This is a genomic window from Serratia sp. CY27727 (assembly GCF_052169275.1).
GTDB classification, from domain to species: domain Bacteria; phylum Pseudomonadota; class Gammaproteobacteria; order Enterobacterales; family Enterobacteriaceae; genus Serratia; species Serratia sarumanii.
Window position 1 is genome coordinate 39,078 of the sequence record NZ_JBJNLB010000010.1, and the last position, 13,885, is coordinate 52,962.

Below are 13,885 nucleotides of genomic sequence, written 5' to 3' on the forward strand. Positions count from 1 at the left end.
GAATGAAAGTTGAATTGATTTTGGTCAAAGGTTGACGGGGTTTTTGCCCTATGATGATCAGAGTTTGAATCCGCCCACAGAACATGACACAGGAGTCCGTGATGGAGCTTTATCTCGATACCGCCGATGTGACGGCGGTAAAACGCCTGGCGCGCATTCTGCCGCTGCACGGCGTCACCACCAATCCAAGCATCGTGGCGAAGGAAGGCAAGCCGATTTGGGAAGTGCTGCCCGCGCTGCGCGACGCCCTCGGCGGCACCGGCAAGCTGTTCGCGCAGGTGATGGCGGCCGATGCGGAGCGCATGGTGGCGGAGGCCGCGCTGCTCAGCCAGCGCGTACCGGGGCTGGTGGTCAAGATCCCCGCAACCGCCGAGGGGCTGGCGGCGATCAAGAAGCTTAAAACGATGTCCATCCCAACGCTGGGCACGGCGGTATACGGCGCCGGGCAGGGGCTCCTGGCGGCCTTGGCCGGGGCGGAATACGTGGCGCCTTACGTCAATCGGGTGGACGCGCAGGGCGGCGACGGCATCGAAATGGTGCACGAGCTGCAGCAGCTGCTGAGCCTGCACGCGCCGTCGGCGCAGGTGCTGGCCGCCAGCTTCAAAACGCCGCGCCAGGCGCTGGAATGCCTGTTGGCGGGCTGCCAGGCGATCACGCTGCCGGTGGATGTGGCGGAGCAGTTCCTCAGCGCGCCGGCGGTGCAGGCCGCGGTTGAGAAGTTCGAGCAGGATTGGCAGGGGGCTTTCGGCAGCAATTTGTTGAGCTGATAACGGCCTGATGTGTTAATTTTCCTCCCGATCGACAATTAATTTTAAAGGATGGCGCATCATGGCGTCATCCTCCCGCCGTTTCGCCATTCTTCGCATGCCCGCCGCCTCCCTTATGGTTTTGTGAATCGCAGTGCCATAAAGCTGTTGATTTTTCCCCCTCGAAGCTCATAATTCGCCCCAGAGTAAGTTTATTTACATTAATTTACTTAACTTATGATTTTGAAAAAATAAATAACTATAAGTAACGGTGAGGAGCCAAGGATGCGCTCAGATTCAGATACTGCTCGTGCTTTACTTTATTCTATCCGCTGCGGGCTGTCGGGATTATTGATCGGCGTCGTACCCCTGTTTTCCGCTTCGGCGTCTACCAGCGATGGAATGGCGTCCATTGATGCCCGCGAACAGCAGCGCCAGCAGGAGCGCGAGCGCGCCCTGCAACAGCAAAATGCCCCGCAGGCCGATGCGCGCCTTTCCCGTCCCGACGTTGTGCTGCCCGATTACCCAACCGATGAACGCCCTTGCTTCATCATCAATCGGCTAACGTTGGTCGGCGAGTCTGCCGATCGCTTTCAATGGGCGTTGAACGCCGCGGCGGATGCCAGGGGCCGCTGTCTGGGTAGCCAGGGCATTGTGCTTGCCATCAACAAGGTACAAAACGCCATACTGGCCAAGGGCTATGTCACCACACGCGTGATGGCGCAGGAGCAGGACTTGACCACGGGCGTATTGACGCTGACGCTGCAGCCGGGGCGTATCGGTGACATCCGCTTTGAGGAGCCGGTCTCCTGGCGTGGGCGGCTGTGGAACGCTATTCCGGCCTCACGCGGTGATATCCTCAACTTGCGTGATATCGAACAGGGGCTGGAGAACTTCAGGCGGGTGCCCAGCGCCAATGCCGATATTAAAATCGTACCCGGCGCCGAGGACGGAACCAGTGACCTGCAGGTCAACTGGCACGAAGGGCGCCCGGTGCGGCTCAGCCTGGGGCTGGACGACAGCGGCTCCAAAAGTACCGGGCGTTATCTCGGTTCGGCCACTCTGGCTATCGATGCGCCGTTTGCACAGAATGACCTGTTTTACGCCAACATCGGCAAGGATGTGTTTCAGCACGGGCTGTTCGGCAACCGTTCACATACGCTGAACTACTTTTTCCCGGTGGGATATTGGGCTTTCTCGGCCAATTACAACGACTACACCTATCACCAGAACATCCCCAACGCCAATGAGGTGCTGCGCTACAGCGGCAAGAGCGACAACATTCAGTTGACCGTCTCCCGGTTGCTGTACCGCGACCAGTCGCACAAGTTAACGCTCAACCTGCGCGGCTACCGCAAGCACTCGACTAACGCCGTGGACAACGTTGATATTGTGTCGCAAAAACGTCGGACCGCCGGCTGGGAGCTGGGGCTGAATCAGCGCAGCTACTTCGGTACCACTACGCTGGACGCCAATATCAACTGGCGCCGCGGCACCGGCGCATTCAATGCCCTGCCTGCCCCGGAAGAGTCGCGTCATGAAGGCAGCGCACGTACCGGCATTTTGCTCGGCGACCTGGGCATCAATCAGCCGTTCTCCTGGGGCGATCAGCCCTGGCGGGTGTATACCAGCGTAAGGGGGCAGTGGAGCCCGAACGCGCTGACGCCGCAGGAGCGGATGGCCATTGCCGGGCGTTACACGGTGCGTGGCTTTGACGGCGAACAGATGCTGTCCGGCGAAAAGGGCCTGCTATGGCGCAATGAAATCGCCTGGAACGTGTTTTCTCGCGGGCATGAATTGTATCTGGCCGCCGACTACGGCCGGGTGGACGGCCCAAACACCCGCCACTTGGTTGGCCATCAATTGGCGGGCAGCGCGCTCGGCGTGCGCGGCGCGCTGTGGGGGCGATTCAGCTATGACCTGTTTGCCGGCGTTCCGCTCTACAAGCCTGCGGGGTTCCATACCTCCGGCGCGACTGCGGGTTTTAGCGTAAATCTGGAAATCTGAACATCGCGATACCGGCAGCGTTGCTGCACTGACCTGAACGGACTGACTTTTCTCACGGATGTGACCTATGAACAAACATTGCTATCGCCTTATCTTCAGCCGCACCCACGGGGAGTTGCGGGTGGTGTCCGAACTGGCCCGCAGCTGCAGCAGCGAGCCGGGGCAGCGCATCGGTTCAGGAATAACAGGTGGAAGTCGTCTGTGGGTCACCGTGCGTCGGTCAGTGTGGCTGCTTGGGCTGTTGATGTTCGCCGGCCCCGTCATGGCAGACGGCATTGTCGCGGACGGCGGTGCCAATCCTTCCCAGCGGCCGGAGGTCATCACTACCCAGAACGGCTTGCCGCAGGTCAACATCACCGCCCCCAACCAGGCTGGGGTTTCACATAATCAGTATCAGCAGTTCGACGTCGACGCCAAAGGCGCCATCCTCAACAACTCGGCGGTGATGACCGCGACCCAGATGGCCGGGATGATCCAGGGTAACCCTAATCTCAATCCCAATTCCGCGCCGGCTCGCGTCATCCTCAACGAAGTCAACAGCAACAATCCCAGCCAACTGCGCGGTTTTATGGAAGTGGCCGGCGGCAAGGCGCAGGTGATTGTGGCCAACCCCGCCGGCATTGTCTGCAACGGCTGCGGCACCATCAACGCTGGGCGCATGACGCTGACCACCGGCAAACCGCAACTGAACGCCGATGGCAGCGTGGCGGGCTACCAGGTCGAGCGCGGCGTGGTGCGCATCGAGGGCGGTGGGCTCAACGGCGATACCCGTCATGATACCGAGTACGTCGACATTCTGGCGCGCGCGGTGGAGGTCAACGCCGGCGTCTGGGCTAAAGAAGGCGTGTCGGTGGTGGCCGGTCGTAACCGCGTGAGCGCGGACGGCAAAACCGCCGCGCCGCTTTCGGACGACGGCAGTGCCAGGCCTGAGCTTGCCATCGACATGGGGCAGATGGGTGGCATGTACAGCGGCAGTATCCGCATGATCGGCACCGAAGCCGGCGTCGGCGTGCGTAACCAGGGCGGACAGGTCCGGGCGGGCAAAACGCTCACCGTGAGCAGCGAAGGCAAGCTCAGTTGGCGCTCTGATGCGCCCACGCAGGCCGGCGGCGATATTCAGCTGGCGGCAAAAGGCGACATCGAGACGCACGGCAAAGTGTATAGCGGTGGCCAACTGGCCGTGCAGAGTCGCGAGGGAATGTTAACGCAATCCAGTACGTTGGCGGCGGCCGGGAATGTGCACCTGAACGCCGCGCGCGGCATCCAAAGCAGCGGCCACCTGCTGGCGGGCAGTAATGCCGAAAGCACGCTGGTCCATGATGCCAATCTGCAGCTTGATAGCCAGGGCGATATCCGCGCCAGTGGCAGTCTGCTCGGTAAAAAGAACGTCAACGCGTCCGGGCGCCGGGTGGATATCAGCGGCGCGCAGGTTGCGGCCGGCCGCACCGAGCTGGCGGCCCGCGAGGGCGGCGTGGCCTTGCGCCAGTCCACCGTAGACAGCGGTGAGCTGGCCGTGAGCACGAAGGGAAATGTGGATGCGCAGCAGGCCAAGGTCAAGGCCGGGCGCTGGGCGGTCGATGCTGACAGCCTGTTCAACCAACAGGCTACCTGGTCTCAGACCGGTGACGGTGAGAGCCGTTTCACCCTGGCGGGCGCGCTGGATAACAGTGACGGCACCATCGAGACGCAGAGCCTCCGGCTTTCGGCCGGCCGACTGGTCAATCAGCGCGGTCGCCTGGTGGCGTTGGGGGAAACGGCGCAGCACTGGCGAGTGGGTGGCCTGCTCGACAATGGCGGTGGCACGATGGGCAGCAACGGAGCTCTTCGCCTCGACGCCGGTCGCCTCGATAACCAGCGCGGCACGATAAAAACCCAGGCGGGGTTCACGCTCCATGCTGATGGCGCGGTGAATAATGCCGGGGGCAACCTGCTGGCCGGGAACGGCCTGAGGCTTGAGGCAGGTAGCGATCTGAATAACCAGTCCGGCACCCTGAGCGGCGATGACGTGCGTCTGGCGGTACAACGGCTGGATAACGCGCAGGGGCAGGTCATCGGCCAGGGAAATCTCGAACTGACGGCCGGCCGCCTGGATAACCAACGCGGCCTGATTGGCGCCGGCAAGGCGCTGAATGTGCACGCCGGCGACTGGGACAACCGTGGCGGCACGGCGCAAGGCGAAACGGCCGTCACGGCAACGGCGAGCAATCTCAACAACGACGGCGGTAAGCTGCTTTCAGGCCATGCATCAACCCTGCAGACCTCGGGCAACGCCACCAACCGCGGCGGCGAAATCAGTGCCACGGTGCTGACGGTGCAGTCTGACCGTCTCGACAACACGCAGGGCAAGGTGATTGGCCGACAACGGCTTAACCTGCATGCCCGTCAGGGGCTGGACAACACGCAGGGGCTGCTGGGCGCCGGTGAGATGCTGACGGTGAGCAGTGAGGGCGAGCTGAGCAATCATCACGGTAGGGTGCAGGGAAATGGGCAAACCACGGTGTCAGCGCGAGACATCCACAACGAGGCCGGCAAGCTGCTGGGCGGGCAGAGACTCTCTCTCACTGCGTCGGGCGTGCTTGGCAACCGCGAGGGGGAAATCAGCGGCGAGTCGCTCACGCTAACGGCGCAGCGCCTCGATAACGCTCAGGGCAAGGTGGTCGCCAGGCAGGATGCGAACCTGACGGCGAAGCAAGGGTTGAGCAACGCCGCCGGCTGGCTTGAAGGCGGCAGCGCACTCGCCGTCAACACCGATGGCGATTGGGACAATCAGGGCGGCACCGCACAAGGTGGCCGGCAGGTCACCGCCAACGCGCAGTCGCTCGACAATACCGGCGGGCGGCTGCAGTCCGGCGGAGGCCTGACGCTGGATGCGACTGGCAATATCCTCAACCGTTCCGGCAAACTGACCGCGCAGCAGGCCCTTGCCGTTAACGGCGGAGCAGGCAGCCTGTTCGATAATGACGGCGGCTCCCTGCAGAGCGGCGGCGATCTGTCTCTGCAGGGAGGCCAGTTGACCAACCGCGCCGCAGGGGTGGTGCTGGGCGGCCAGGTGCTTTCTCTGAATCTGGCGGGGGGCTGGGATAACCAAAACGGCACCTTGACCGGCACTGGCCGCACGCAGGTGCGCGCCGCCAGTCTGCTCAATGCTCAGGGCGCCATCAACGCGCTGGATAGCCTGGACATGCAGTTCACCGGCAAACTGGATAACCGCCAGGGGCGAGTTCTCAGTCAATCGTCTCAGGTGTTGCAGGCACTGGATATCGTCAACACGCAGGGCTGGATGGGCAGCCTGGGGAGCTGGCGGGCCATCAGCGGCGGTTTTGACAATACGCAGGGCAGCGTACAGAGCCGGCAGGAAACACAGCTTACGGCTGACTGGTTGGATAACGCCCGGGGCGTGATGCAATCGGCGCAAAACCTGGCGCTGCGCATCAAACAGGATATCGATAACCGCAGCGGTAAGGCCTCGGCGCAGGGGCAACTGACCGTACAAGGGGCCGCTGACGGCGAGCACGCCGGCGCCATCAATAACACCGGCGGCGAATGGCTGGCGGGCCAGGCGCTGACTATCGCCGCCCGCAGCCTTGATAACGCCCAGGCGGGGCAACTCAACAGCCAGAAGCAGCTGCGGCTCAATTTGAACGGCGGGCTCGACAACCGCGGCGGGAAAATACAGAGCGGCGATGCGCTGGCGCTTGATGCGCAGGCGCTGAATAATGCCGGCGGGACGATAGACGGCCAGCAACGCGTGGCGCTGCGCATTCTTGGTTTGCTGGAAAATACCGGCGGTGCAGTGCGCAGCAATGGCGGGCAAGAGGTGTCGGCCGCCGGTATCAATAATACACGCGGCGTATTCAGCAGCCGCGGCGGCATCGCGGTGGCATCAAAGCAGCTGGATAATACCGGTGGTACGCTCATCAGTCAGGGGGCGGGCACCTACCGACTCGACCGGCTTAACAATCAGCACGGCAAGGTGCACAGCGGCGACGCGCTCACGCTTGAGGGGGCGCAGGTCAACAACCGGGGTGGGCAATTAGTGTCAACCCAGGGGCTGGCGCTCAAGACCGAAGCGTTCGATAACAGCGGACAGGGCACGCTCAGCAGCCAGGCGGAACTGGATGTGCAGGCCGAGCGCCTGAACAATCGCGATGGCGGGTTGATACTGGGCACCACGCGCACCGATATCACCTCTCGTGATATCGACAATACCGCAGGCCTCCTGCAGAGTAGCGGCCAGATGACCCTCGCGGGGGTCACGCAGCTGGACAACCGCCAGGGGCGGATCCTGGCCAACGGCAACCTCAATATCAATACTGACCGGTCACGGACCGACTCGCCGCTGGCGCTGCTCAACCAGGGCGGGCGCGTGGAGAGCGCCGGGCAACTTACCTTGCATGGGCGTACCTTGGATAATCAGAACGGTACCCTGCTGGGGCTGCAGGCGCTGACGCTGTCCGCGCAGCAGGACTACACCCATCAGGCCGGCGAAACGATCAGCAGTAACGGTACGGTGACGTTCTCCCTGAGCGGCGCCTTTACCAACCTGGCGGATTGGTTGCTGCCCGGCAAGCTGGCGCTCCATGCGGCCAGCATCACCAATCCGGCGGCGCTGGTGGGCAAAACGCTGCAGCTGACGACCGGAGCCTTGCAAAACACCGGGCGCCTTGAGGCGGACAGCATGACGCTGAACGTCGATACCCTGGACAACGCCGCGGCGCTGATGGGCGACGACATCACCGTGAACGGGCGCATTATCGACAACCACGGTGCGCCTGCGGTGATGGCGGCGACCCACAGCCTGACGGTGCAGGCCGGTGAGCGGCTGATCAACCGGGAGGGAGCGCTGATTTACAGCGCCGACCGTCTGCACCTGCACAGCGATGACCTGATTGAAAACCGGGCCAGCTTTATCGAAGCGGACGGTGACGCCACCGTGGAAGCGCGTCGCCTGAACAACCTGCGCGAAGGGCTGGTGATTGAGCGTAACGCCGAGAAGAGCGACTACAAATGGCACCGCTACAACTACTACTGGCGCTCCTACGGTTCAAAGGTCAATCCCGATAAAAGCACCATGGCACCGACCACCCAGCAGCTGACCTATCAGGATGACGCGGCGGCGCAAACCAACCGCTACGGCACACTGCTGGCCATTGATGCGGCGGGCAAGCGCGCACAGGTACGGGTCAAGGACAATAAGGGCCAATTGACCGACCTGTGGGTCAACTACCTGGCGCTCAAGCCGAATGCCGATGGCAGCTATGCGATGACGTTCTATAAAACGCGTGGGGGCAATCAGCTGGCGACCATCCCGACGCCTTATCAAAACGGCTTCCATTGGGAGCACGACTGGACGCAGGTGATGACCTGGGATCCCGAAAAGCATGTCGATATCGACAGCGCGCCGTTCATCACCGATTACAACAACTTCCGCGAACGTACCGAGAGCGGCACGGTGACGCGCGACAAGCTGGTGAGTGAGGGGATCGGCGCGCGTATTCTGGCCGGCGGCAACATGGTGCTGCGCATCACGGGAACGTTGCTCAATGACGCCAGCGTCATTACGGCCAACGGCAATCTGACGCAGGACGGCGGCGGCAGCGTGGACAACCGCGGTTACTCGGTTAACGAGCGGCGTCAGGCGGCTATCGTTGACCATTATGACAAGGACACGCATCACTGGTACCCCACGTTCAACCGGGACGAAACCACGGCGCTGGCGACCGTTGACGGGGTGATCACCGGCAATGGCACGGTCACCATCAACGGAGCCCGCATCACCAACACCACGGTCAATCAGGCGCAAATCAGTCAACTGGATGCGGCGTTAAAGGCGGTGGATGCCGAACGCGCCGAGCTTGAGCGCAATCCGCTGGCCTTCACGGTAGAGGGCGCTGCCCGACCTGACGGCGATACGACGCTGGCGCCGGGTGAGCAAATGACAAGACCGGGCGCCACGCCGTCCTCGCCGCTGGGGCGCCCACTGCTGCCGTCTGAGCTGGCGCTGACGCAGTTACAGCATCTGGGCAATGTGGCCACCGCCATCCCCAATAACGGCTTGTTTAGTCAACATACGGCGACCGGCAGCCCGTTCCTGGTGGTAACCGATGAACGCTTTACCCGCCGCGACAACTTTATCAGCAGCGACTACATGCTCGAGCGCGTAGGGTATGACCCCGCGCAGGCCCATAAGCGCCTGGGGGACGGCTTTTACGAGCAGCGTCTGGTGCGTGAGCAGGTGCTGGCGCTGACCGGTAAACCGTCCGTCAAGGGCTGGGATGCGATGGAGCAGTACCAGCAACTGATGAACAACGGCAGCAAAGTCGCCCAGGACTTCCATCTGGTGCCGGGCGTGGCGTTGACGCCGGAGCAGATTGCGGCGCTGCAACAGGATATCGTCTGGCTGGTGAGCGAGACGGTGCAAACGGAAGGCGGCTCGCAAACGGTGTGGGTGCCGAAGGTGTATCTGGCACAGACTACGCTGCGCCTGACCGGCGATGGCGCGCTAATTGGCGGCGGCGACCTGCAACTCTCGGCAAACAGCATCACCAATGCCGGCAACCTGTTTGCCGAAAAAGCCCTGACGGTTGACGCCGGGCAGTTCCTGCATCAGGGCGGCGACGTCAGGGCAGGCAGCATTGACGTGCAGGCAGACAGTCTGGCCATGAGCACTAACCTGCAGGACGCGCTGCGCCAGGCGACCATGAGCGCCGGCGACATTCGCCTGCGCGGCACCGATATCACGCTCACCGGAGCGAAACTGGATGCGACCGATACGCTCAGCCTGAGCGCGCGTAACGATCTGACCATCACCGCCGCGAAAAGCAGCCATACCGCCGATCTTGAGGTTATCTCCGGTTCAATGGGTAACCGCACCCGCGGCGGCACGGAAGCGGCAGGCTCCCGGATGGCGCACGTCAGCGGCGAATGGCAGCAGGCTCTGGGGAGTCAGCTTAACGCTGGCGGCAACCTCTCGCTCAATGCCGGGCGAGACGTCACGTTCACGGGCAGCCAGGCCAGCGCCGCCGGCAGCACCCGCGTGCAGGCCGGCGGCGCTATCAACATCAGGGCCGAAAGCACCACCAATACCACGCACCTGGACGCCAACAGCCGTACTTCATCAGTCAGTAACGACCGCCAGGAAGAGCGCCTGACAGTAAGCGCACTCGGCGGAGACCAGGGCGTCACCCTAGTGGCGGGCAACCGCCTGTTGGCCGAAGGCGCGCAGATTGACAGTAAAGAGGGGCGTATTGGCGTCAGCGCGCGGGACGTGACCATTAAAGACGCGCGCAGCCGCACGCAAGATCTGGACAGCGAAAACAAACGCGAAGGCAAAACCAAAAGCCATCGCGAAGAGCAAACCGAGCGCGAAATCAGCACCGGCAGCACCTTCAGCGGGCGCGAGGGTGTGACCGTGATCGGGCGTGAAGGCGACGTCACGGTTACCGGCAGCGCCCTGCACAGCGAACAGGGCGCCATCGCCCTGCAGGCGAAGCAGGATGTGACCCTCAATACCGCCACCGAACGCGAGTCGGCCCTCAGTGAAGAGCGGTCACAGAAAAAAGGTTTCCTGAAAAAAAGCAGCAGCCACAGCGTGGCGCATGACGCCACCACACGCGAGAAAGGCAGCCTGCTCAGCGGCAACAGCGTCAGCGTCAGCGCCGGCAACGATCTGACGGTCACCGGCTCGGCCATTGCCGCCGACCAGGACGTGAACCTGCAGGCAGGCCGTAACGTCGACATCGGCGCGGCCACCGAGACCGACACGCATTACCGGCTGGAAGAGAAGAAAAAAAGCGGCCTGCTGAGCAGCGGCGGCATCGGCTTCACCATTGGCAAACAGTCGAGCAAACACGAAATCGACGAGAAAGGCCGGACCCAAAGCCAAAGCGTCAGCACCGTCGGCAGCAGCCAGGGCAGCGTCAACATCACGGCGGGCAACCAACTGCACATCGGCGGCGCCGACCTGGTGGCGGGCAAAGATCTGGCTCTTACCGGCGACAGCGTGACTATCGATCCCGGCGTTGATGCGCACACGCGTAAAGAAACTTACGAGCAGAAGCAGAGCGGCCTAAGCGTGGCATTGTCGGGCACCGTGGGCGGCGCGCTCAACACCGCCGTCAGCTCGGCGCAGCAGGCGCGAAAAGAAGGCGATGGGCGCCTGAACGCGCTGCAAAACACCAAGGCGGCGCTGTCCGGCGTGCAGGCTGCACAAGCCTGGGAGCGGGATAATGCGCTGACCGCCTCGGCGGAGGCAAAAAACGCCGCCGCCGGTTTACAGCCGGGGGACGAAGGTGCGGCGCAAGGTGCCACCAACACAGTGGGCATCAGCGCCTCCTACGGCAGTCAGTCGTCGAAAAGCGAAACCCGCACCGACAGCCACCAGTCGCAGGGCAGCACGCTCACCGCCGGGCAAAACCTGTCGATAACGGCGAGCGGCAAGAACCACAACGCGCAAAGTGGCGATATCGCCATCACCGGCAGCCAGCTGAAAGCGGGCAAAGATCTGTCGCTCGATGCGGCGCGGGACATTACCCTGCAGTCGGCGCAGAACCGCGAAAGCACCGTCGGCAAAAACAGCAGCAAAGGCGGCAACGTCGGTGTCGGCATCGGCGCAGGCTCTGGCGGTTATGGCATCAGCGTCTCGGCCGGCGTCAATGCCGGCAAGGGGCATGAGAACGGCAACGGCCTGACGCATGCCGAAACCACCCTGGATGCCGGCAGTAATCTCAAGGTGACCAGCGGCCGCGACACCCGGCTTACCGGCGCGCAGGCCAGCGGAGAAAAAGTCACCGTCGACGTGGGCCGTAACCTGGCGCTGGAAAGCCAGCAGGACAGCGACCGTTATGATGCCAAACAGCAAAACGCCAGCGCGGGCGGCAGCTTCACCTTCGGCTCGATGACCGGCTCAGTCAACGTAAGCGCCAGCAAGGACAAACTGCACAGCAACTTCGACTCGGTAAAAGAGCAGACCGGGCTGTTTGCCGGCCAAGGCGGGTATGACGTCAAGGTCAAAAAACATACCCAGCTCGACGGCGCTGTGATTGCAAGCCAAGCTGACAAGGAGAAAAACCGCCTCGATACCGGCACGCTGGGCTGGACGGACATACACAACCAGGCGGACTACAGCGCGACGCACAGCGGCGGGTCATTCAGCACCGGCGGGCCGGTGGACAAGGATCTGCTGACCAACATGGCCGGCGGCATGCTGTCGGGCGCCAACCACAGCGGGCACGCCGAGGGCACGACAAAGGCCGGGGTTAGCGAAGGTACGCTGATAGTTCGCGACACCGGCAAACAGCAGCAGGATGTGGCGCAGCTGAACCGGGATACCGAGCATGCCAACGCCGGCAGCATCAGCCCGATATTCAACAAGGAGAAGGAGCAAAACCGGCTCAAACAGGTGCAGTTGATTGGGGAGATTGGCGGCCAGGCGATGGACGTCATCCGCACGCAGGGCGATATCGCCGGGCTGAAGGCGCAGAAAGACCCGGCGGCGCTGGCGCAGGCCAGGGAACAGCTTGAGAAGAGCGGCAAACCGACGAACGATGCGGCGGTGATGCAGCGGGCATACGACAACGCGATGCGGCAATACGGCACCGGCAGCGACCTGCAGAAGGCGGCGCAGGCGGTAACGGGGGCGCTGACGGCACTGGCGGGCAATAACCTGGCGGGTGCGCTGGCGAGCAGTGCCTCGCCGTATCTGGCGAAGGAAATCAAGAAACTGACCACCAATCCGCTGACCGGTGAAGTCGACGTTGCTGCCAACACAATGGCGCACGCTGTACTGGGGGCGGTGACCGCGCAGCTGAATAACCAGTCAGCCGCAGCAGGGGGACTGGGTGCAGGTGGTGGCGAACTGGCGGCGCGCTACATTGCCGGGCAGCTGTTCCCGGGCAAGACGGCGCAGCAGCTGAGCGAAAGCGAGAAACAGCAGGTGAGCGCGCTGAGCCAGCTGGCCGCAGGGCTTGCAGGCGGGCTGGCGACGGGGGATACTGCGGGAGCGGTGACCGGCGGGCAGGCAGGGAAGAATGCGGTAGAGAATAACTCGTTGTCAGGAGATAAGGCGCGGGAGTCTGTTAAACAGGCCGCCGAGTCTCTGAAAAATCAGGTTAGGGAAAAGCTGGGTGAAGGCACCACTTCTGCTATCGCGAACGCCATTATCAATGGCCTTGCTGATACAGGTGATGCTGCACTAGGCTCGGCGGACTACGCCGCTGATGCTGCAATGGCACTGGCTTCATGTGCTGCGGGCGACAGCTACTGCAGCAAGGCGATGAGCGACCTGGCCGGGAAGAATCAGGCAGTGGCGGATACCGTTACTGCCCTGATGCAAAGTGAAACCTGGTCAGCGGTGAAAGACACGTTAGTTCAGGCATCTGAAGGGAATCAGGCAGCGCTGGAAGCAACAGGAGGGTTGATTGCTGGAATCATCCTTCCAGGTAAGAAAGTTCCATATGTTCCTAATGCTGGCTCTGTCGGAAATATGGGGGAGTTCTTTAAGCAGGCTGGTTTTGGTGTCTTGGCAAAAGATAGTTCACAGAAAACTAGCAAAATTTATCAAGGACAAACAGTTTATAAAGCTTCTAGTAACATCAGTGATGAGATCCGTAAGGGAGATCAATTTTATCTGGATGCTAGCCATAAAAATCATCTTGAAGTTTTTGATAGCAAAGGTAACTTTAGAGTTGTTTTAAATCTGGATGGCTCAGTTAATGTAGATAAAACAAAAAGTGCTGCTACTGAAGGACGGAAATTACCTAAATGATTAAAGAAATTAATTTTGATGAGTTAAAAGACATTTATCTTCAGTTATCGAAGATAATGCCAAAAAAACCAATAAATGAGAGTGATCTTTTGGTTGATTATAAAGCTCAACAATGTGCTTCATTCCATCGTCAACTTGAATTGCTTGGAAATGCAAAAGAGTTTTTGGTAAAGGCGAGCTTGGATGATGATAAGGTCGCAATACAAGCGGCACTAGTATATATCAGAGTGTACTCAATGAATTTATCAAGTTTTTTTGATGCATTTAAAGAGGATGCGGATTCTTTATTGAGATCTTCAGATTGGCCTGATATACCAGAGCATTATCAAATACCTGCGCATTATAATTGCCCTATCAAGTAGCAAAG

4 protein-coding genes are annotated in these 13,885 nt (G+C 61.3%); all 4 read left to right on the top strand.

What is annotated here, in order from left to right; translation table 11 throughout:
* Positions 1-101: 101 nt before the first annotated feature.
* The 4 genes from fsa (at position 102) to ACJ8HB_RS20245 (ending at position 13,880) form a co-directional block, all read left to right on the top strand.
* On the top strand, positions 102-767 hold the full coding sequence (gene fsa / locus ACJ8HB_RS20230) for a fructose-6-phosphate aldolase (protein ID WP_047567218.1): 666 nt from the start codon (positions 102-104) through the stop codon (positions 765-767).
* Between the two features lie 264 nt (positions 768-1,031).
* Complete coding sequence (locus ACJ8HB_RS20235) at positions 1,032-2,753, top strand: ShlB/FhaC/HecB family hemolysin secretion/activation protein (RefSeq protein ID WP_047567220.1); 1,722 nt, start codon at positions 1,032-1,034, stop codon at positions 2,751-2,753.
* A gap of 67 nt (positions 2,754-2,820) precedes the next feature.
* Positions 2,821-13,518 carry a hemagglutinin repeat-containing protein gene (locus tag ACJ8HB_RS20240; protein WP_052133430.1) on the top strand — a complete coding sequence of 3,566 codons (10,698 nt, stop codon included), beginning with the start codon at positions 2,821-2,823 and terminating at the stop codon, positions 13,516-13,518.
* A complete protein-coding gene (locus tag ACJ8HB_RS20245) occupies positions 13,515-13,880 on the top strand; it encodes a hypothetical protein (RefSeq protein WP_125460730.1) in 366 nt (121 codons plus the stop codon). Before ACJ8HB_RS20240 ends, ACJ8HB_RS20245 begins: the two co-directional genes overlap by 4 nt.
* Positions 13,881-13,885 lie beyond the last annotated feature (5 nt).